The following is a 19,881-nucleotide window of genomic DNA, read 5'->3' as shown; positions in this document are numbered from 1 at the left end:
CTGGTTGGCTCAGCTGGAGAGCCCGGCGGCCCACGGGTAGGACTTCAGGTACGGGTCCGGCTCGATCGGTCCGGGGGACTCCCAGATCGTGTAGATCAGCCCGTCGGGCCGGATCTCACCGATGCGTGCGGTCTTGGTGATGTGGTGGTTCTCGCCGTCGATCGTGACCTTGCCCTCGGGTGCGTCGAACGAGACGCCGCCCGCGATGTCCTGAATGGCCTTGACGTCGAACGACTTCGCCTTCTCGACGGTGTTCTTCCACAGGTACACCGAGACGTAGGCGGCTTCCATCGGATCCGAGGTCGGCTTGTTCGCGCCGTAGGCCTTCTTGTAGGCGTCGACGAACGCCTTGTTCACCGGCGTGTCGATGGTCTGGTAGTAGTTCCAGGCCGTCAGCTGACCGGCGACGTTCTGCACGCCGATGCCGCCGACCTCCTCCTCGGCGATCGACACCGACACGACCGGCATGGCCTGCGGGGTCAGGCCGACGTTGCGGTACTCGCGGAAGAACGCCACGTTGGAATCGCCGTTGAGGGTGTTGAACACCGCGTCGGCGTCGGCGGTGCGGACCTTGTTGACGATCGTGGAGAAGTCGGTCGAGCCGAGCGGGGTGTAGTCCTCACCTTTGATCTCGATGCCGTTGGCGCCGGCGTAGGCCTTGATGATGCGGTTGGCCGTCTGCGGGAAGACGTAGTCGCTGCCCACCAGGTACAGCGACTTGACGCCGCGTTCCTTGAGGTAGTCGAGGGCGGGCACGATCTGCTGGTTGGTGGTGGCGCCGGTGTAGAAGATGTTCTTCGACGCTTCGAGACCCTCGTACTGGACGGGGTAGTAGAGCAGGGAGTTCGCGCTCTCGAACACCGGCAGCATGGCCTTGCGGCTCGAGGAGGTCCAGCCGCCGAACACCGCGGCGACACAGTCGCTGCTGATCAGCTTCTCGGCCTTCTCGGCGAACACGGTCGGCTCCGAGGCGCCGTCCTCGCCGATGAGTTGGATCTGCTTGCCCATCACGCCGCCGGCGCCGTTGATCTCGTCGACCGCGAGTTTGATCGCATCGCGGACGGTGACCTCGGAGATGGCCATCGTGCCTGACAGCGAGTTCAGCGAGCCGACCTTGATGTTCGGACCCGACGTGTCCACGCAGGACTCGGCGCCTGCCGCGTCGGTGTCGGTGGCCTTGCTTCCGCAGCCTGCCAGCAACATGCCGGTCACGACCACCAGACTTCCCGCGGCAAGAGCGGATCTGTGGAACGGGGAGCGTCCTGGTAGTCGCATGAAATCCCTTTCGGAGAGTCAACATCGGGCGCGTCGGCACCGTGGCGGTGCCGCATCGGCAACCTAAGACGCCGGTGTTACTGGGAAATGACTGTGTGTGACGAACTCATTAACCTGCTGGGCACCCCGGGGTCGGGGGTGGGCTGTAACGGGGTGACCCGGCCGGTCGATGAAGCCCACATGCGAACAGTGGTGGCATCGGTTCTGGTGACAGCGGCGATGACTGCGGCGCCGGGGACGGCGAATGCCCAACCGGGGACGGAGAACGGCTCCCACACCGTGACCTACACGGTGGTGGCGCAGAGCGAACTCAACGCGCAGCTCTACTACCTGGCAACCGAGCCGCCGAGCCGGGCCGACTTCGACGCCGACTCGTCGAAGTATCTGACGAACGTGAAAACGCTGCTGCGTCCCGGTGTCCCGTGGACGTTCCAGACCGCGCTGAACGATCCCACCCAGTGGGCGTTGGTGAGCGCGAGCGGAGCGCTTCGCGTTCCGCCGAACTTCCACTGTGAGATCGCGGTGGATGGTGTCGTCGTCGCACGGTCCGACGGTGGCAGCGGCACGCAGTGCTCGTTACGCGCCTGGTGACCCGGGCGCCGGGGAGAGGAGTATGGTTGAGGGTGAACCGCTCACGTCAGCGGTGATTCCGGCCGATATGACGGCCGCTCCGTAGAAACTCTTGAAGGGTTTTCACCAATGAAAAACGGCGATCTTTTCTCGCATCCCGTGGTCAACGAGCCGAGTGTGGCGCAGGAATCCTCTGCGCCCGTGCAGAATCCGGTCTTCTCGGATGCACCGGACCAGAAGAAGCGGTGACCGACTGAGCTAGAAACGACTGTGGGCCGCCGGAAAAATCCGGCGGCCCACAGTTGTTGAGAAGTCTGCTAGATCGCGGTCACCGAGGTAGCCTGCGGACCCTTTGCACCTTGTCCGATTTCGAATTCGACCCGCTGGTTCTCCTCGAGCGAGCGGAAGCCGCCACCCTGGATCTCCGAGTAGTGGACGAAGACGTCGTCAGAGCCGCCGTCGGGAGCGATGAAGCCGAAGCCTTTTTCGCTGTTGAACCATTTCACGGTTCCCTGTGTCATATTTCTTGATTTCTTTCGACTTACCTACGAATGCAGAAAGCATTCTGTGCTCCAGGCTAGCACGACCGGGGTGATCCCGAGGCATCGGAGCCGAAGATCCCCTTGACACCGACTCGAACTTACGTTCGAATGGAGGCATGCGGTGGGCGGGTCAGGGAGTCGGGGTCGACGACGGCGCGTTGCCCGGTCTGCAGCGGATCGGGTTGGTCCGCAGCGTGCGCACCCCGCAGTTCGAGGGCATGACGTTCCACGAAGTGCTGTGCAAATCGGCGCTCAACAAGGTCCCCAACGCGTGGATGCTGCCGTTCCAGTACACGGTGAACGCGTATCGCGGCTGTTCACACGCCTGCCGGTACTGCTTCGCCCGGCCCACCCACGAGTATCTCGACTTCGACAACGGAACGGATTTCGACTCCCAGGTGGTCGTAAAGACCAACGTCGTCGATGTGTTGCGCAGGGAGCTGCGCCGGCCGTCGTGGACCAGGGAGACCGTCGCACTCGGCACGAACACCGACCCGTACCAGCGCGCGGAGGGCCGCTACGTACTGATGCCCGGAATTCTTGCTGCACTGCGGGATTCGGGCACCCCGTTTTCTATCCTGACGAAAGGCACGCTGCTGCGCCGGGATCTGCCGATCATCGCGGAGGCGGCCGAGCGGGTACGGGTGAGCGTGGCGGTGTCGCTGGCGGTGGGTGATCCGGAGCTGCACCGGGCCGTCGAACCGGGCACGCCATCACCACAGGCCCGGCTCGCACTGATCGCCGCGATCCGCGATGCCGGTCTGGACTGCCATGTGATGGTGGCGCCCGTGCTGCCGCGATTGACCGATTCGGTGGAACACCTCGACGGCCTGCTCGGCGAGATCGCGGCCGCCGGCGCAGGCAGCGCAACGGTTTTCGGGCTGCACCTGCGCGGTTCCACCCGTGGGTGGTTCATGTCGTGGCTGGCCCGCGACCACCCGGAGCTCGTGGGGGAGTACCGGGCGCTCTACCGGCGCGGGGCGTATCTGCCCGCCGACTACCGCGAAATGCTGCGCGCCCGTGCGGCGCCCCTGCTGCGCAAGCACGGGCTGACCGGTGAGCGCCGGCGCCTCGAGCCGGTGGCACCCGTACCCGTCGCCGCGGGACCGGTGCAGCCGACGCTGTTCTGAGGGCTGTCAGCTCTTGTTGCGCTTGACGTCCTTGAACGGCACACCCCGGTCGGCGGCGTGCTCGCGGGGAAAGCCCAGGACGCGTTCGCCGATGATGTTGCGGGCGATCTCGGTGGTGCCACCCCCCAGGGATGCGGTCTGCCGCGACAGGTAGCGGTCGCCGAAGCGGATCAGTCCGTCACCGGTGTCCACGACCGCCGCGCTCTCCGAGATCGCGAGCGCGGTGTCGATCTCGAACTGGATCGACTCGGCGTGGGTGATGCGGATGATCGATCCGGCCGCCGGGGGCAGGCTGCCGTCGAGCACGCCGTGGTAGACGTGGTCGATCAGCTGTTCCTGCACCTTGCGCCGGACCAGCGCGCGCCCGGCCATCTCGCGGACCCGCTCGCTGTCGGCCTGGCCGGTGGCGGCCAGCAGCGCGACGTAGTCGACCGGTTGGTCCGTCACCCCTTCCGGGCCGATGCCGCTGGCGAATTCGGACCCGCCGCCGACCGCGCGGCGCTCGTGGTAGAGCTGGCGGGAGGCGACCTCCCAGCCCTTGTTGACCTCGCCGACCACCGCGTCGTCGCCGAGTTCGAGGTCGTCGAAGAACTCCTCGCAGAACTCGTTGCCGCCGTCGACCTGTTTGATCCGGCGCATGGTGATGCCCGGTGCGTCGAGCGGCACCAGGAACATCGTCAGGCCCTCGTGCTTGGGGACGTCCCAGTCGGTGCGGGCGAGCAGGAGTCCGTAGTCGGCCGCGAACGCGCTGGTGCTCCAGGTCTTCGCGCCGTTGATGACCCACTTGTCACCGCGGCGGTCGGCGCGGGTGATCACACCGGCCAGGTCCGACCCGCCGCTGGGCTCCGACAGCAGCTGCACCAGGATTTCCTCGCCGCGGATGGCGCCGCCGATGTGCTGTTGCTTCTGTTCCTCGTTGCCGGTGTCGAGGATGGTGGCCGCACAGATCGTGAAGGTCGGCGTGTTGAGGATGATCGGCAGCTCGTACGGTTTGGATTCCTGGTCGAACGCCCGCTGGTAGGCCAGCGGCAGACCGAGGCCGCCGTATGCCTTCGGGAAGCAGATGCCGGCGAAGCCGCCAGCGTGCAGCTTCTTCTGCAGTTCCCGGGCCCGCAGCCACGGACCCTCTTCACCGCGGTCGGCGTCGGGCGGGTTGGCCGGATCGATGCGGGGCATGTTGTCCGCCAGCCATGCCCGGGCCCTGGCGCCGAACTCCTCGACCGACTCGGCGGCTGCGGCGGCTGCCGACTGGTCGCGCGTGGGCGTCTCGGTCATGAGGCGGACTCCAACTCTTCGGTGAGCGCGTAGATGCGCAGATTGTGGTCCTCGGGGGTGCCGAACATCGATCGGTACAGCGTCGCCCGACGGAGGTACAGGTGCAGATCGTGCTCCCAGGTCACCCCGATGCCGCCGTGCAGCTGGACGCAGTGCTGGATCATCGACGGAGCGTGTTCGCTCACATAGGATTTCGCGGCGCTGACGTTGAACTCGGCGTCGGCCGCGCGGGCCGAGACCGAGGCGACGGCGGCGCGGGTGGTGGCTCGGCAGGCCTCCAGGCCGATCTTGAGGTCGGCGTAGCGATGTTTGAGCGCCTGATAGGACGCCAGCGGCCGGCCGAACGAATGCCGGTCGAAGCCCCACTGCACGGTCATGTCGACGACCGTGCCGAGGATGCCGACCACCTCGGCGCACTGCAGCACCTGGGCGACCTGACTCTGTCTGGCGATCAGCTCGGGGGTCTGCTCCGGCGTGCCGACCGCGGCTGACTCGTCGAGCTCGACACCGGACAACTGAACGCGGGCATAGCTTTTCACGAGGTCGATCGAGCGTTGCGGTTCCACTGTCACGCCCGGCGCATCCGTCGGGACGACGAACTGGCGGAGCGCGCCGTCGCATTCGGTGACCACCAGCAGCGCGGCGCTCTGGTCGCCGGCCTCCACGCGGTCGGCGACGCCGTCGAGCCGGAAGCCGGATTCGGTGGCGGTCGCCGTGACGCCGGGGGTGTGCGGTGACCACCCTCGGCCCGGCTGGTAGACCGCCCAGGACGCCACCGACTCACCGCTGACCAGTGATTCGATCAGCGCGGCGTGGCGTTCGGGTTCCGCGGCGTCGACGAGGCCCGCGAGCACCGTGGAGACGGGGTGCAGCGGACCGGGTGCGACGGTCTTGCCGATCTGTTCGGCGACGAGCGCCAGGTCGGCGACACCGTTACCGGATACGCTGCCGCCGCCCAGCTCTTCGGGTACGAGCAGGCTGGCCCACCCCAGTTCCGCGGCGCGTTGCCACCACTGCGGTTCGAATGACGTACCGGCGGCGTGCAGTTCGCGGACCCGCGCCAATGACGCTTCTTTCTCGAGGAAAGCCTGTGCCGTCGAGGCGAACAGCAGGCTCTCCGGGGAGGTGACCTCCGTCATGACGCGTCTCTTCTCTGTTTTCGGGCGATCGCTGCTCAGGCGATGACGAGGGCGGGTACGTCGGGTCGGTGGACGACCTGGTTGGGCACCTTGAACAGGTCGACGAGGTTGCCGCCCATCACCTTTCGGATGCCTTCCTCGTCGAGGCCGTGCTCCTGCAGATCGTCGACCAGCCGGATGGGGTCGGCGAGTCCCTCGGGATGCGGCCAGTCGGATCCGAAGATCACCCGGTCGACCCCGATCAGGTCGGCCATCTGCTTGAAGTTGTCCTCCCAGAACGGAGCTACGTACACACCGCGTTTGAACGCCGCGATGGGGTCTTCCGGGAACTCCTGCGGCATCTTCGAGTAGACGTCTCTGAACTGGTAGAAGAGGTAGGGCACCCAGGACGCGCCGTTCTCGATCGACAGCACCCGCAGGTCGGGGTTGCGGGTGAGCGCGCCGTGGCAGACCAGTGCCGCCATGGTGTCCTCGATCGGTCGCTTACCCATCGCGACCATCCGGAACGCGGTCGGCTTGAAGGGCAGGAACTCCTCGGCGGGCTCCCAGTCGTTGAGGTACTGCGAGTAGCCGCTGTCTGAGGCGTGCATGCAGACGGGGATGCCGGCCTCGACGCAGGCGGCCCAGAACGGGTCGAACTCGGGCAGACCGAGGGAGCGGGTGCCACGGTAGCCGGGCACGGGAGCGGGGCGCACGAGGACGGTCTTGGCACCGCGCTCGAGGCACCACTCGAGTTCTTCGAGGGCCCGGTCGACGATGCCCAGGTTGATCACCGGCGTGGAGAAGATCCGGTCCTCGTAGTTGAACTGCCACGTCTCGTACATCCACTGGTTGAGCGCGTGGATGATGTCGAGGATGAGGTCCGGGTCGTCCTTGAGTCGCTCCTCGACGAGGCTGGCCAGCGTCGGGAACATGATCGTGTAGTCGAGGCCGAGTCCGTCGAGCACCTCGAGGCGGGCCTCGGGGTTGCGGAAGGCCGGGATGGCCTTCATCGGCTTGCCCATCACCTCGCGGAAGCTCTTCCCGCCGCTGCCGTGTTTGAAGTACTCCTCCTGCGCGCCGGGGCGTGCCACGACCTCGAAGGTGGGGTTGGGGATGTAGTCGCTGATGTGGTTGCGCACCACGATCTTGGTGCGGCCCCGGACGTCGATGTAGTCGATGACGCCCTTGCGGTGGTCGGGAAGGAACTGCGTCAGCGCCTCTTTGGGCTCGTAGAAGTGGTTGTCCGCGTCGAATACCGGGAAAGACAGGTCGCGAGATGGCATATCCGCCTCCTGGAAGTCACGTTGGCGACGAGCGGTAATGACATTACCATTTAGAGAGAGGCGCGGGCAGAGGGTCAGTGCGGTGCGTTCACGGCGCGTGCGCAGAAAGTCGTAGATGTGGCGCGCGTCGACGGGGGCGCCGGACAGTTCGGCGCCGAGCACGCGCAGGCGCATCGCACCGAGCGCCGCCTGCATGATCAGCGCGGAGGTCGCTTCGACGTCGAGGTCGTCGCGGAAGTCTCCGTCGGAGACGCCGCGCCGGATGATGTCGGCGATCAACGCGTGAAGCGGGGCGAGCACTTTGGCGTACTTGCGCGGCATGGCTTCGGCCAGGCGGTCGTTGTAGGAGGTCAGCCCTCGGTTCACCCTGTCCTGGGTGTCGGAGCCGGGCGGGACGCAGATGCGGTCGATGAGGGTGCGCAGCGCGTCGGGACCCGTGAGTCGGTCGGCTTCGGCGCGCCAGTGCCGTGCGGATTCGGACATGATGCGTTCGATCAGCGCCAGCAGCAGCTCGTCCTTGGTGGAGAAGTGCTGATAGAAGGACCGCAACGAGGTCTTGGAGCGTTCGACGACCTCGAGCACCGTGAAGTCGGTGCGGCCGGTTTCGCCGAGGATCGCCAACGCGGAGCGCATGAACCGTTCGGGGCGCGACGTGACGTCTTCACCTACGGTGCCGGCCTGTCCGTCGGGCTTCGCCATGGAGAATGACGTTACCGCTTTTGCAGAAGCCTATGTAGCTTCTCGGTAGGGTGCACCGAGACCACGGGACAGGGGCGTGACGTTATGACCACCGAATCGACGCAAGACACGACGCAGGGGCAATGGACGGTCGAGATGTTGCTCGATCTGTTCGATGCGCAGCCTGCGGGCGACAACCGGTTCACCGCGCAGACAGGCGTGGCGGCGGCCGACGAGCGGCAGGTGGTCGAGGGCACGCAGGTGCTGGCGCAAGCGATCGTCGCGGTGGCGAAGCGGTTCCCGGACAAGTCGGTGCGGTCGGCGTACGCGGTGTTCTCCCGGGTGGTGGTCGTCGGTCCGCCGGTCGAGTTGGAGATCGACGTGGTGTCGGAGGGGCGGTCGACGGCGACCGCAGTCGTGTCGGCGTCACAGAACGGGAAGCGCTGCATCACCGTCACGGTGTTCACCGATGTGCCGTCGGGGGATGTGATCCGGCATCAGCTGCCTCGTCCTGCGGTCGTGCCGCCGGCCGAGGCGAACCACACCGAGATGCCCATGGTGGGCAGGCAGGTGCGGTTGGTCGATGTCGTCGACGTGAACAGCCCCGACGAGGTCGGTCCGCCCGAGCTCTATGCGTGGGTGCACTACGAGCCGATCCCGCAGCGGGATGACCTGGCGAAGGCGCTGATCGCGTACTTCACGGGGCACCTGGGGATTTCGACGACGATGCGCGCACATGAGGGGATCGGTACCGCGCAGGCGCACCTGACGGTGTCGACGGCGCCGATGACGATCAGCGTGAGTTTTCACGAGCCGGTGCGCTGGGACGGCTGGCTGCTGTACACGCACGAGAGCACGCAGGTCGGGGCGGGCATGTCGTATGTGCGCGGCGCGGTGCACACCGAGGAGGGTGAGCTGATCGCGTCCTTCAGCCAGGACGGGTTGATTCGGCCACTGCGCACGACGGACAACTCGATCGCCACGCAGAACCGGCTGTAGATTCCCGCCTCCGTCAGAACGGGGGTGGTTTGGTGCGTTCGGCGACGAAGTCGTCGTTGAGTCGGCGTTCGGTGTCGATGCGGTAGCGGCGGTCTTGGGCGCGGGTGCGGCGGCGTTTGGGCATCATGAGGCCGCGGTTCTTCGTGGCGTCTGCGGTCTTCCCTTTCCGGGCCGTTGCCGTAGGGGTGCACAGGGTCGGGAACAGCAGCGCACTACCCGGGTGGGTGATGTGGGTCTGCCCGCTCGGTGAGGTCCAGATGACGGTGCCGTCGGCGAGTTGTTGGTCGCGCCAACCGGTTTGGCCGGTCCAGAAGGTTTTGAGCAGGTGGTGTTTTCGGCAGAGGCATTTGAGGTTGGACGCGTTCGTGGGCCCGGTGGGGTAGGGCACGGTGTGGTCGATGTCGCAGAGGGTTGCGGGTTTGTCGCAGCCGGGGAAGCGGCAGGTCAGGTCGCGGCAGCGCACGAAGTCCTGCAGCGCGATCGAGGGCCGGTAGTGGGGTTCGGGTGGCGCGTCGCCGGGGTGTTGGAGTCGCCGGATCGTGGCGCGGTCGAGGAAGGCGGGCAGCACCACGGGGCTGAGCACGCCGCCACCGATGACGAATGCCCGTGCGGGCGTGGGGGAAGGTTGCGGTGTGGGCACCGGCTCGGTCATGGTCGAATCCTGCTCGCGCGCATCGCTATCTGCCGCGACGTCGACCGGCCTGCACTTGGCCGAGAAGTCCTGTTCCGGCGCGGTGCCGGCCGACTCGTCCTCGCGCTCAGTGCTCCCCGGCTCGCCAGCTCCGCACTCTGCGGATGCTTTCGGTTCGAGCTTCGCGGGCTCGTCATCGCTGCGCCACGACTCTCGCGCAGCGATATCCGGCTCCACAGGTTCCGACTCCGGAAGGGTCTCCGGCTCGGAGTCTGCTGGCTCCTGGCCGGGCGGTTCATCCTCGCGCGCAGCGGTATTCGGCTCGACAGGTTCAGGGTCTACGGCCGGTTGCTCGTCGGCGTCCGCTGCAGCGCTGCGGTTCCGCGCATGGGCGAGTGCTTCTTCGGTGGCGATGAGGTGGATCACGACGTTGGCGGTGGAGCGGTCCGGGGTGCTGGCCGGGCAGTCGGGGTTGTCGCACTCGCAGCGCAGCGGCTCACCGGCAGATAGTGCGGCGAAGGCGTCGTTGCGGCGCTCTTTCATGGTGCGCGGGTCATCGGGGCATACAGTGCGGGCCATGTCCTCGACGTGTTGTTCGAGCGCGACACCGTCGGGGCTGTACATCCGGGCGTAGACGGTCATCATCCCGGGAGCGTCGGTGATGTTGCCGAACTGCAGGTCGCGGGTATGGGTTGCGGGTTCGCGGCGCCGCAGCGCGCCCGGGTCATGGATCTCGACCAGCGCGTCGATGGTCTCTTCGGTCTTCGACTGCGATTTCGGCCCCCAACACAGGATCTGTTCGGCCAAGGCGGCATCCACGGCGGCCATCGCCTCGGGGTCGGTGATCAGATAGGTGCGGTAGACGATCGCGCGGACGAGGATGTCGCTAATCAGCCCGCGCTCGAAGAGGGCGGCGACTTTGGGGAAGCGGTTGGCCAGCAGCACTCCGCGTTGGGTTTGGCTCTTGGCGAGCCCTTCGGTGATGTGGTGGGCGGCGGCCAGTTCACTCAAGACCGAGGTCTCGGGGTCGATGAACCAGTCCTCGCGTGCGGCGGCGTCTTCGAGGGTGGTTCGGCGGCGGAACATCTCGGCCATGGCGGCCAGTTTGCGTGCGGCGGCGGCGGATTCGACGCGTCCCCACCCGGCCGACGCCAGCACCAGCTCGGCGTCACTGAGCGCCGAGTAGTCGGCGATCTTGGGTAGCGAACCATCGAACATACTGGCGATTCTAGCGACCGGGTACGACATCGAGGCCGCACAATCGCGTACCGCCCCGATCTGTGAATGAACTCGCCGCTGTGGACAACTCGGTCAGATCTTGAGGTATCCCTTCTCCGCCGGGATCTGGGCCGCGGTCAGCAGAGACGAGGCGTCACTTGCCAGCCACACCACGATGTCGGAGATCAGTTCCGGCGGCGCCAGCGAGTCGGTCGGCAGCGCGCCGGGTGAGAAGCTGTGGATGTAGGTGGGGTGATCCGCGAACACCTGGTACATCGACGTGTCGTTGCCCATCGGGGTGTCGGTGCCGTACGGGTGCACCGAGTTCACCCGAATCCCGAACTCGCCCAACTCGATCGCCAGCGAATTGGTCAGGCCCACGACGCCGAACTTGCTCGCACAGTAGTGACCGCAGCCCGGAACCGCCTTGATCCCCGCGGCCGAACTGATGGTGATGATGGAGCCGCCGTTGCCCGCCGCGATCATCGGCGGAACCACCGCGCGCATCGTGTTCCACACCCCGGTGAGGTTGACGTCGAGGGTGTCCTGCCACTGCTGCGGCGAGATCTCCCACACCCGGCCCCAGTTGAGCACTCCCGCGTTGGCGACGACGATGTCCAGGCGCCCGAACTGTTCGACCGCCTCGGCGACGACGCGCTGCTGACTCGCGGCGTCCCGCACGTCAACCTGCTGGGCCAGGATCTTGCGCCCCTCGTTCTCGACCAGGCGCACCGTCTCGGCGAGATCCGCCGGCTCGGCAGGCGGATACCCGTTGGCGTCGCAGACCGGGGCGCACGCGTCGATTGCCACGACGTCCGCGCCCGCTCGTGCCAGCCGAACACAGTGCGAGCGGCCTTGGCCGCGGGCCGCGCCGGTCACGTAGGCGACGCGGCCGGCGAGGGGGAGATCCTGATCGGTCATGCGGTGAGCTCCTCGAACAAGGCGGGACGAGCGGCGAATTCGTAATCCGACAGCGGGGAGTGGCGGGCGAAGCGCCGGGATCCGGCGATGGTCTGCGGCCGGTGATAGACGGTGTCGCGCTGAGAGTTCACGAAATACGTGCTGAGACCGGGATTGCAGGCGGTGAAGTACAGGTGCGCGACGCGGCCATCGCGGCGCATCCGCTGGTTCCACCGATTGAACGCGTCATCACTGACGGCGGCGACCGGTGTGCCGCGACCTCGCGCCTCGGCGATCACCCGCACCGCGTGGGCGGCCATGGTCTCGACGAAGTCCGGCCACGCGAAGCCGACGAAGCCCAGCGGACCGACGATCTCCCACCTGTTGGGCAATCGCGGATGTGCGGTCCCCGCGTAGGCGCTCAACCCATGTGCCCGGTAGTACTCCGCCAAATCGAATCCGTTGCTGCCCAAGACGGTTCCGGTCCGATAGGTCTCGGGATCCGTCCACAGCTCGTAACCGGTGGCGAGCACCAGCAGGTCGGCCGGGTGATCGACGCCGTCGACGGTGCGCACACCGTCCGCGGTGATGCGTTCGATCGGCGTGGTGATCAGATGGGTGTCCGGATCGTTGAGCGCCGGAAGAAAACTGCTGGAGATGACGGGCCGTTTCGCCAGGATCCCGTACCGCGGCACCAGCGCCCGCCGGGTGACCGGATCACGGACCACCACGCGCAGCAGCAGGCGGTACAGCGCGCGACAGTAGGCGTCGTAGAACGGCATCGCGCGCACCAGCACCCGGTCCGGCAGCCTGGAGAACAGATGCACGATCGGCGCCACCATGAACGCGTCCATGAGATAGCGACCGAAGACGTTCACCGCGGACACGACACCGGGAACCCGCAGCACCCGGCGCATGGCAGCGGGAATGTCGAAGTCGACCTTGGGCAGCACCCAGGCCGGCGTCCGTTGAAACACATCGAGATTCGCCACCTGACCGGACAGCGCGGCGGCGATCTGCACCCCGCTCGAGCCGGTGCCGATGACCGCCACCCGCTTACCGCAGGAGTCGTAGCCGTCGTCCCACGCATTGGGTCGAAGGATCGTCCCGGCGAAGTCGTCGATGCCGTCGATGTCGACCCGCGGTTTGGCGTTGACGTACCCGCCGACCGAGCTGATGAGGAATCTGGCCGTCACCGCCTCACCGTTCGCCAGCGTCAACCGCCACAGCCCCGCGGCGTCGTCCCACTGCTGGCGAACGACGTTGCAGTGCGGTCGTAGGTGCGGATAGAGGCCCAGGCGCTGTGCGGTGTCGCGCAGATAGGCATAGATCTCCGGCCCGGGCGCGAACAGCCTCGACCAGTCGGGATTCACCGCGAACGACAACTGGTACCACAGCGTCGGGATGTCGACGGCCAGGCCGGGGTAGTGGTTGTCGCGCCAGGTGCCGCCGAAGTCGTGGCTCCGCTCGAGGATGACGAAGTCATCGATCCCGTTCTGCCGCAACAGATATGCCGAGGCGATGCCACCGGGACCGGCGCCGATGACGACGACTTCGTGATCCGGTTCGATCATGCTGGTCCTCCCAGTCCGGCGACGATGTGGTCGCAGACGAATTTGCGCACCGCACGCGGGTTGTCGAGATCCACGCCGACGGGCGGGAGCAGTTCGAAGCTCAGCAGCACCCGCACGATCCACTCGCTCGCGCGGAGCGGGTCGACGTTCGCGCGCACCTCCCCACGGGTCTGTGCCGCCCGCACCAGGGGCCGCCACAGTTCCAGCGACCGCCGCATCAGGTCGTCCCCGATGTTGCGCAACAGCAGCACGAGGATGCTCTCGTTGATGCCGCGCGGAGCCACCGAATCCGAACGCTGGCGGTGTGCGCACACGAGCACCGCGGCCGCCGCGACCTGACCGGCCAGCGTCTCCTGCCGGTCGACCTCGCTGGCCATGGCCTCGATGAACACCGATGCCAGATGGTCGAGCGCGGTGCGGATCGCGTTGTCGCGGCTGCCGAGCGCGTTGTGGACGGTGCCGCGCGACACCCCCGCCTCCTCGGCGACGGCGGTCAGGCTGAACTGGCGGGGACCGAGGCGGCGCAGCGTGGCGGTGGTGGCGGCGAGCAGCGCCGGGGGGACCGGGCGGTCATCGGCGCGCATTTGAACACATTAACGACATGTGTTCAACGTGGTCAATGCTCGTCGACGTCCCAGGCGTGGTGGACGACGTCGTGCAGGTGATAGAGCGCGATCGAGGCGACGGTGAATTCGCTGCCATTGCTGCGCAATCCGCGGCGTGCCCATGCGGCGTCCGGGACCGAGGCGTACGTGTCGGCGACGGTGACCGCGGCGTCGAAGAGCTCTCCGGCCACCACAGCCGGCGACTGGGCCGCGTAGTCGCCATCGAGCGCGGCCTGATCCTGGTCCCAGTTCGCGAACAGCGGTTCGTGCTGGGTGAGCATCAGTGTCACGCGCTCGTGGAAGATCCTGTGCACGTCGCGCACATGGCAGCCGTACTCGAGTGTCGACCACACCCCTGGTCGTGAGCGGGCGGAGGCCTGTGGCGCACCGAGCCGGCGGATCCACTCGTCGGCGTCACGGCGGATCACGTCGCCGACGTCGCGGTGATGCACGGTCGACGCGTCGAAACCGCACTCGGGGCACGGCCGCGTCAACACCCAGGTCCAGTCCTTGGTGTCCGGCTCGATCTGCCCGTCCGTCACGACAACTCGCCGACCAGCGCCGCCCGCAACACGTCGAGCGGAAGCCCACCGAGGTCCAGCGCACGGCTGTGGAACTCCTTGAGCGGCATGCTGCGCGCCATCATCGTCTCGCGCAGCTGCTGCCAGATCCGCTGCCCCACTGCGTACGACGGCGCCTGTCCCGGCCAGCCGAGATAGCGGTCGAGCTCGAAGAGCAGCGTCTTCTCCGACTGCGCACAGTGTTTGCGCAAGAAGTCCCACGCCCGCGCGGCGTCCCACGTCCCGCCGTCCGGGGCGGTCAATCCACAGTGCACACCGATGTCTATCGCCACCCGGGCGGCGCGGAATCCCTGCGCGTCGAGCATCCCCATCCGGACGCCGTCGTCGTCCAGCCACCCCAGTTCGGCCATCAGCCGTTCGGCGTACAGCGCCCAGCCCTCGCCGTGGCCGGACACCCAGCAGCCCAGCCGGCGCCACCGGTTGAGCCGGTCGGCCAGGACGACGGCGTGCCCGATCTGCAGATGATGTCCGGGCACTCCCTCGTGGAACACCGTCGTCGTCTCCTGCCACGTGTGGAAGGTGTTCTTCCCCGGCGGGACCGACCACCACATCCGGCCCGGGCGGGTGAAATCCTCCGACGGTCCGGTGTAGTAGATCCCGCCGGTGTGGGTCGGAGCGATCCGGCACTCCAGGTTCCGCAGCTGCGGCGCGATGTCGAAATGGGTGTCGGCCAGCGCGTCGACCACCCGGTCGGACAGGTCCTGCATCCAGGCCTGCAGGGCGTCGGTGCCGTGCACCTGATACCGCGACTCGTTGTCGAGACGCCGGATGGTCTCGGCGACACCGGCACCGGGATACAGCCGCTCGGCGACCGTCTCCTGTTCGTCCACGATCGCACCGAGATGCTCGAGGCCCCACGCGTAGGTCTCGTCGAGGTCGATCGCGGTGCCGAGGAACGACCGCGACATCAGGCGGTAGGCATCGCGGCCGAACGCGTCGCGCTCCCGCGCACCGGGCGCGATCTCTTCGCGCAGCACGCGCCGCAGCTCACGGTAGGCCGCCGCGGCGGCGGACGCGTGACGGTCGAGGTCGGCCTGCAGCGCCGGCGCGTCGGGCACCGCACCGGCCACCATGTCGACGAACAACTGCTCGATCTGCGCGGCCTGGTCGATGCCCCTCTGCACCTGCCTGATCGCCGGGGGACGGCCCTCGGCCACCACGGTGCGCAGCGCCTCGGCATATCCGGGCACGCGCTCGGGCAGGGTGGCCAGCCGCCGGTCGATCACCGCCCAGTCCTCCGCGGTGTCGGTGGGCATCAGATCGAACACGTCGCGCATGGTCTGCAACGGCGAGGCGATCACGTTGAGCTCACCGATGTCGAGGCCGGCTTCGTGGATCTCGATCTGCACGCCCAGCCGTTCGCGCATCGCGGCGGCGGTCACCGCATCGGTCTCGTCCACCGCGACGACGGCGTCGAGTTCCTTGAGCGCCGAGCGCGCGGCCTCCGCGCGCGCCGCGACCGCGTCGGGGGAGTAGTCGGTGATGTCCTCGTCGTAGTTGCGATCACCACCGGCGATGCCGAGTTCGGTTGCGGTGCAGGGATCCAGTGCGGCGAGGGTGTCGAGGTAGCGTTCGGCGACCGCGTCGACCGCCGTCGGTTGCCTAGCCAAGGTCGTTCGTGGCGAACGTATCGCACTTCTTCGGAACGCCGGTCTGATAACCGACGGTGAACCACTTCTGCCGCTGCTCGGACGAACCGTGTGTCCACGACTCCGGGTTGACCCGGCCGGTGGCCGCCTGCTGGATCCGGTCGTCGCCGACCGCCGACGCGGCCGACAGCGCATCGGCGATGTCCTTGTCGGTCAACGGTTCGAGGAACGGCACGCCGGTGCTCTCCTGCGTGGTGACCGCGGCGTAATGCGCCCACACGCCCGCGTAGCAATCGGCCTGCAGTTCGGTGCGCACCCCGCCGCCGGTGGGCCCCTCCGGATCTTCCTGGGCGCGCGCGAGCGAACCCTGTAGTTGCTGCACGTGGTGACCGAATTCGTGGGCGACGACATACTCCTGCGCGAACGGTCCACCGCTGGAACCGAATTGATCCCTCAGGACGTCGAAGAAGTCGGTGTCGAAGTAGGCGGTCTGGTCGGCCGGGCAGTAGAACGGGCCGACCGCACTGGTGGCGGGACCGCAGCGCGTGTCCACGCTCCCGGTGAAGATCTCGACCTGCGGTCTGGTGTAGCCGGGATCGAGCTGCGACCACACCGCGTCGAGCGAGTTGCCGGTGGCGACCACCCGGCACTGCACGAACTCATTCGCGTCGGCGCCGGTCCTGCACTGGCTGAGGTCGAAACCGGGGGTCGCCACTCCCTCGGTGCCGATCTGCTGCTGCTGGGGGAGCACCGTGCCGGGATCCACCCCGAGGAACAGCGCGATGACCACGATGAGCAGGCCGCCGACACCTCCGCCGACCGCGATGCCGCGACCGCCGCCGCGTCCACCGCCGCTGCTCGAGGTGGTGCTGGTGTCGATCTGCATGCCCTCGTTGAAGGTCATCGCACACTCCATCCGCACTCGACGCGGCGCTCGACCGGCGCCGGTGTTCAGAGTCCCACACTACGATTCGGGTGTGTCCGCCGTCGCCGAAGTTCAAACCGTCGCGCACACCACGCTCGGCCGGTTGCGCGGCACCACCGAAGGCGGCGTTCACGTCTGGCGAGGCGTCCCCTACGCCCGCCAACCGCTCGGTGAGCTGCGGTTCACCGCTCCCGTCCCGCCCGAACCGTGGGGCGGTCTGCGCGACGCGCTCGAACACGGGCCGATCCCGCCGCAGGGGAAATCGTTCGTCGGCGGCGGTCGCGACGACCCCAAGAACCGGGACGAGGCGTGCCTGACCGTGACCGTCTGGTCTCCGGACGCAGGCGCGTCGCTACCGGTGATGGTGTGGATCCCGGGCGGGGCGTTCGTCTACGGGGCGGGCCACTTCCAGCTCTACAACGGGTCGCGGCTGGCGGCCAACGGCAACGTGGTGGTCGTCAACGTCACCTACCGGATCGGCGTGTTCGGCGGGCTGGACCTCAGCGCACTGGGCGACGGATTCGACGACAACCTCGCCTTGCGTGACCAACTCGCCGCGTTGGGCTGGGTCCGGGAGAACATCGCCGCGTTCGGCGGCGACCCCGACCGCGTCACGGTGTTCGGCGAATCGGCCGGCGCCACGTCGGTACTGGCGCTGCTCGCCTGCCCGGCCGCCGAGGGGCTGTTCGCGCGGGCGATCGCGCAGAGCCCCGCCCTGCCCCTGATCGCCGACCCCGACACCCGCGCGCAGCGCGCCCGGCGGTTCCTCGACCTGCTCGGGCTGGACGTCGATCAGGTCAAGGCCGCCCCGCAGCGGTCACTGCGCCGCGCCGCGGGCCACCTGCAGCTGGAGAGCGTCGCCGAGACCCCGACGCTCGCCTACGGGCTGACCCACGGCCTCGACCTGCTGCCGCAGCACCCGATCGCGGCGGCCCGCGCCGGTGCGGTCCACCGGGTGCCGCTGATCGTCGGCACCAACAGCCACGAGGCGTCCATGTTCGCGTGGGGGAAGCCGCCGATGCTGCCGACCACTCCCGCCGCGGCCGAGTCGTGGTTCCAACGGTGTGCGCCCCAGGCCCGCGAGCGCATCCTGCGCGCGTATCCGGGGCATCCGCGGCGGCAGGCCCTGGTGGCGATCGGCTCCGATGTCATGTTCGGCGCGCCGACGTGGGCGTTCGCCGACGCCTACAGCGCGCATGCGCCCACCCACGTCTACCGCTTCGACCACACCGCGGTCGCGCTGCGGGCCCTCGGGCTGGGCGCGACCCACGGCAGTGAGATCGTGCACGTCCACCACAGCTACGCCTCGTATCTGGGACGCAAGCTGCATCCGTTGGGCCGGCGCCTGCTGCCGTCGGTGGGGCGGCGCATGCAGCGGACCTGGCTGGACTTCGTGACGCGCGGCTGGGCGCCGGGCCAGGAGTGGCGTGAGGACTGGCCGCGTTACGACGCGGTCCGACGCCGCACCCGGGTCATCCGCTCGATGCGCGACGACTCTGTCGACGACCCGGACGCGCTGCGGCGGCAGGCGTGGAGCGGGATCTACTAGGGGGCGAACCGCTCGTCGGTGTAGCGGCGCAGGTTGTGCAGGAAGCGCTGGAACAACCAGCCCATCACCGGCCGGCCCAACGACATCCCCAGCCGCGCCGCCACGCCGTTGGGCTTCATCGCCATCACCCAGGTGAGGTGGCAGCCGCCCGGTGTCTTCACCACGCGGTAGTCCTCGGCGAAGGCGGCGATACTGCCCGTCGACGCCTCGTTGAACCGGAAGGCCATGTGGCGGAACGGTTCCCAGGCGAGAAACTCCTCGTCGCCGATGATGCCGCCGCGCATGTGGACGGTACGGGTGGTGCCGATGCCGCGCGGTTCCGCGCTCGTCCACGTCACCTTGGTGATCACCGTCGCCCAGTGCGGCCACGATTCGGCGTCGGCGAGCACCTCGAAGACCTGCTCAGGGGTGATCGCGAGATCGACGGTGCTGACGAAGCGGTACGGCGCGGAGTCGACGAAGGACAGGTCGACGCGCTCGCAGGCGTGCATGGCCATACACCGTAGCCGACTGTGTCTAGCCACGGCCGCGAGCGCCCCCTCGCGTTCAGCCCTCGCCCGCGGCGGCCAGCAGCGGCACCAGGATGTCGCTCACCGGTGTCGCGATGCCGTACGCGGCGCCCTTGCGGGCGATCACGCCGTTGCGGATGTCCCACTCCAGTGGGCGGCCGGCCTCCCGGTCGGTGAGCATCGAGGTGGTGATGTCGGGCGGACCGCCGGCGATCATGCCGACGATCTCGTCGACGACCTCGTCGCCGAGCGACGCCCCGTCGGCCCGCGCGACGGCGAGGCATTCGGCGAGGTAGCGGCGGGCCAGCGCGGCGATGTCGTCGCGGCGGAACATCCCGGCCCGGCGCCCGGTCAGCACCATCAACCCGACCACCGCGTTGACCAGCAGCTTGCGCCACGCCGCGGTGACGAAGTCCGGATCGCAGTCGACGGCCAGGTGCGGGGTCCTGAGCGCGTCGGCGAGGGTCGCGGCCGCGGCGGTGTCAGGCAACACCAGCCTCGCGCCGGTGCGGATGCGCACGAACCCCTCCGGGTCCGGCTCCGCCGAGACCCACACCGCGGCAGGCACCACCGTCGCGCCCGGGCAGAAGCGCCCCACCCGCTCGACTTGCTCGACGCCGTTCTGCAGCGCGCACACCACCGTGTGCTCGTCACACAACCGGCGCAGCCACGGGGCGCTCGCCTCGTTCTGGGTGTCCTTGACCGCGAGCAGGACCACGTCGACGGGCCCGTCGACGGCCGCGGGATCGGTGTGCACCGGGCCGGGCACGACGATGGGCTCGCGGTCCTCGGGGCGGACGTCGAGCGAGGTGCGGGCGGTGCGGCCGCACAGCAGCACGGAGCGGCCGGCCTCGTACAGCAGGGCGGCCACCGTGGCGCCGACGGCGCCGGGCCCGACGAGTGCGATGCGGGTGGGCATGATCGCCC

At 68.1% G+C, this 19,881-nt stretch carries 18 protein-coding genes and 1 pseudogene; 4 read left to right on the top strand and 15 right to left on the bottom strand.

Annotation, left to right across the window (positions count from 1 at the left end; genetic code table 11):
* Positions 1-9 precede the first annotated feature (9 nt).
* Complete coding sequence (urtA, locus tag G6N30_RS09755; RefSeq protein WP_134052270.1) at positions 10-1,275, bottom strand: urea ABC transporter substrate-binding protein; 1,266 nt, start codon at positions 1,273-1,275, stop codon at positions 10-12.
* A gap of 180 nt (positions 1,276-1,455) precedes the next feature.
* Between urtA and G6N30_RS09750 the strand changes: the two genes are divergently transcribed.
* Positions 1,456-1,866, top strand: a complete 411-nt coding sequence (locus G6N30_RS09750; protein ID WP_234880085.1) for an Rv2576c family protein — start codon at positions 1,456-1,458, stop codon at positions 1,864-1,866.
* Positions 1,867-2,162: 296 nt separating this feature from the next.
* On the opposite strand, the gene G6N30_RS09745 is transcribed toward G6N30_RS09750, so the two are convergent.
* Complete coding sequence (locus G6N30_RS09745; RefSeq protein WP_011559693.1) at positions 2,163-2,366, bottom strand: cold-shock protein; 204 nt, start codon at positions 2,364-2,366, stop codon at positions 2,163-2,165.
* Between the two features lie 137 nt (positions 2,367-2,503).
* On the opposite strand from G6N30_RS09745, the gene G6N30_RS09740 reads away from it, so the two are divergent.
* Positions 2,504-3,517 carry an Rv2578c family radical SAM protein gene (locus G6N30_RS09740; protein WP_134052268.1) on the top strand — a complete coding sequence of 338 codons (1,014 nt, stop codon included), beginning with the start codon at positions 2,504-2,506 and terminating at the stop codon, positions 3,515-3,517.
* Positions 3,518-3,523: 6 nt separating this feature from the next.
* Here the strand turns inward: G6N30_RS09740 and G6N30_RS09735 are convergent, their stop codons facing one another.
* The 4 genes and pseudogenes from G6N30_RS09735 to G6N30_RS27205 all read right to left on the bottom strand — a co-directional run.
* A complete protein-coding gene (locus G6N30_RS09735; protein WP_134052266.1) occupies positions 3,524-4,792 on the bottom strand; it encodes an acyl-CoA dehydrogenase family protein in 1,269 nt (422 codons plus the stop codon).
* Positions 4,789-5,931 (bottom strand): acyl-CoA dehydrogenase family protein, encoded by a 1,143-nt coding sequence (locus G6N30_RS09730; RefSeq protein WP_134052264.1) that lies wholly within the window; start codon positions 5,929-5,931, stop codon positions 4,789-4,791. Before G6N30_RS09730 ends, G6N30_RS09735 begins: the two co-directional genes overlap by 4 nt.
* Positions 5,932-5,966: 35 nt before the next feature.
* Positions 5,967-7,196 (bottom strand): amidohydrolase family protein, encoded by a 1,230-nt coding sequence (locus G6N30_RS27210; RefSeq protein WP_166674596.1) that lies wholly within the window; start codon positions 7,194-7,196, stop codon positions 5,967-5,969.
* Between the two features lie 555 nt (positions 7,197-7,751).
* Positions 7,752-7,829: pseudogene (locus tag G6N30_RS27205) on the bottom strand (TetR/AcrR family transcriptional regulator); the annotation flags it as partial.
* A 150-nt stretch (positions 7,830-7,979) separates the two neighbouring features.
* Here G6N30_RS27205 and G6N30_RS09720 point away from each other — a divergent pair.
* Positions 7,980-8,873, top strand: a complete 894-nt coding sequence (locus tag G6N30_RS09720; RefSeq protein ID WP_134052260.1) for an acyl-CoA thioesterase — start codon at positions 7,980-7,982, stop codon at positions 8,871-8,873.
* A gap of 13 nt (positions 8,874-8,886) precedes the next feature.
* Here G6N30_RS09720 and G6N30_RS09715 read toward each other — a convergent pair whose 3' ends face one another.
* From G6N30_RS09715 to ypfJ, 7 genes are all read right to left on the bottom strand, one after another.
* Positions 8,887-10,752: a DUF222 domain-containing protein gene (locus G6N30_RS09715; RefSeq protein ID WP_134052258.1), complete on the bottom strand. Its 1,866-nt coding sequence runs from the start codon at positions 10,750-10,752 to the stop codon at positions 8,887-8,889.
* Positions 10,753-10,815: 63 nt separating this feature from the next.
* Entirely contained in the window at positions 10,816-11,643 is an 828-nt protein-coding gene (locus tag G6N30_RS09710; RefSeq protein ID WP_134052256.1) for a mycofactocin-coupled SDR family oxidoreductase, read from the bottom strand.
* Positions 11,640-13,196: a flavin-containing monooxygenase gene (locus tag G6N30_RS09705; protein WP_134052254.1), complete on the bottom strand. Its 1,557-nt coding sequence runs from the start codon at positions 13,194-13,196 to the stop codon at positions 11,640-11,642. Before G6N30_RS09705 ends, G6N30_RS09710 begins: the two co-directional genes overlap by 4 nt.
* Complete coding sequence (locus tag G6N30_RS09700) at positions 13,193-13,780, bottom strand: TetR/AcrR family transcriptional regulator (RefSeq protein WP_134052252.1); 588 nt, start codon at positions 13,778-13,780, stop codon at positions 13,193-13,195. The genes G6N30_RS09705 and G6N30_RS09700 overlap by 4 nt, the downstream gene beginning before the upstream one ends.
* A gap of 32 nt (positions 13,781-13,812) precedes the next feature.
* Positions 13,813-14,343, bottom strand: coding sequence for a DinB family protein (locus G6N30_RS09695; RefSeq protein WP_134052250.1), 531 nt, complete (start codon positions 14,341-14,343; stop codon positions 13,813-13,815).
* Positions 14,340-15,992: a DUF885 domain-containing protein gene (locus G6N30_RS09690; protein ID WP_134052248.1), complete on the bottom strand. Its 1,653-nt coding sequence runs from the start codon at positions 15,990-15,992 to the stop codon at positions 14,340-14,342. The genes G6N30_RS09695 and G6N30_RS09690 overlap by 4 nt, the downstream gene beginning before the upstream one ends.
* On the bottom strand, positions 15,985-16,875 hold the full coding sequence (ypfJ, locus tag G6N30_RS09685) for a KPN_02809 family neutral zinc metallopeptidase (protein ID WP_134052246.1): 891 nt from the start codon (positions 16,873-16,875) through the stop codon (positions 15,985-15,987). Before ypfJ ends, G6N30_RS09690 begins: the two co-directional genes overlap by 8 nt.
* A 73-nt stretch (positions 16,876-16,948) precedes the next feature.
* Here ypfJ and G6N30_RS09680 point away from each other — a divergent pair, with 73 nt between their 5' ends.
* Complete coding sequence (locus G6N30_RS09680; RefSeq protein WP_134052244.1) at positions 16,949-18,445, top strand: carboxylesterase/lipase family protein; 1,497 nt, start codon at positions 16,949-16,951, stop codon at positions 18,443-18,445.
* Here the strand turns inward: G6N30_RS09680 and G6N30_RS09675 are convergent.
* Positions 18,442-18,942: an SRPBCC family protein gene (locus tag G6N30_RS09675; RefSeq protein WP_134052242.1), complete on the bottom strand. Its 501-nt coding sequence runs from the start codon at positions 18,940-18,942 to the stop codon at positions 18,442-18,444. The two genes, G6N30_RS09680 and G6N30_RS09675, sit on opposite strands and share 4 nt — an antisense overlap.
* Before the next feature lie 49 nt (positions 18,943-18,991).
* Positions 18,992-19,873: an oxidoreductase gene (locus G6N30_RS09670; protein WP_134052241.1), complete on the bottom strand. Its 882-nt coding sequence runs from the start codon at positions 19,871-19,873 to the stop codon at positions 18,992-18,994.
* Between the last annotated feature and the right edge of the window lie 8 nt (positions 19,874-19,881).

It is taken from the genome of Mycolicibacterium litorale, assembly GCF_010731695.1.
GTDB classification, from domain to species: Bacteria; Actinomycetota; Actinomycetes; order Mycobacteriales; family Mycobacteriaceae; genus Mycobacterium; species Mycobacterium litorale.
The sequence above is the reverse complement of the archived record's forward strand: the minus strand, read 5'-3'. Positions and strand labels throughout refer to the sequence as shown.

Coding starts and splice junctions, on each gene's coding strand:
- G6N30_RS09675 (WP_134052242.1), bottom strand. CDS start 18,942: ATGGCCATGCACGCCTGCGAGCGCGTCGACCTGTCCTTCGTCGACTCC.
- G6N30_RS27210 (WP_166674596.1), bottom strand. CDS start 7,196: ATGCCATCTCGCGACCTGTCTTTCCCGGTATTCGACGCGGACAACCAC.
- G6N30_RS09710 (WP_134052256.1), bottom strand. CDS start 11,643: ATGACCGATCAGGATCTCCCCCTCGCCGGCCGCGTCGCCTACGTGACC.
- G6N30_RS09715 (WP_134052258.1), bottom strand. CDS start 10,752: ATGTCGTACCCGGTCGCTAGAATCGCCAGTATGTTCGATGGTTCGCTA.
- ypfJ (WP_134052246.1), bottom strand. CDS start 16,875: ATGACCTTCAACGAGGGCATGCAGATCGACACCAGCACCACCTCGAGC.
- G6N30_RS09740 (WP_134052268.1), top strand. CDS start 2,504: ATGCGGTGGGCGGGTCAGGGAGTCGGGGTCGACGACGGCGCGTTGCCC.
- G6N30_RS09745 (WP_011559693.1), bottom strand. CDS start 2,366: ATGACACAGGGAACCGTGAAATGGTTCAACAGCGAAAAAGGCTTCGGC.
- G6N30_RS09700 (WP_134052252.1), bottom strand. CDS start 13,780: ATGCGCGCCGATGACCGCCCGGTCCCCCCGGCGCTGCTCGCCGCCACC.
- G6N30_RS09750 (WP_234880085.1), top strand. CDS start 1,456: ATGCGAACAGTGGTGGCATCGGTTCTGGTGACAGCGGCGATGACTGCG.
- G6N30_RS09670 (WP_134052241.1), bottom strand. CDS start 19,873: ATGCCCACCCGCATCGCACTCGTCGGGCCCGGCGCCGTCGGCGCCACG.
- G6N30_RS09730 (WP_134052264.1), bottom strand. CDS start 5,931: ATGACGGAGGTCACCTCCCCGGAGAGCCTGCTGTTCGCCTCGACGGCA.
- urtA (WP_134052270.1), bottom strand. CDS start 1,275: ATGCGACTACCAGGACGCTCCCCGTTCCACAGATCCGCTCTTGCCGCG.
- G6N30_RS09735 (WP_134052266.1), bottom strand. CDS start 4,792: ATGACCGAGACGCCCACGCGCGACCAGTCGGCAGCCGCCGCAGCCGCC.
- G6N30_RS09720 (WP_134052260.1), top strand. CDS start 7,980: ATGACCACCGAATCGACGCAAGACACGACGCAGGGGCAATGGACGGTC.
- G6N30_RS09705 (WP_134052254.1), bottom strand. CDS start 13,196: ATGATCGAACCGGATCACGAAGTCGTCGTCATCGGCGCCGGTCCCGGT.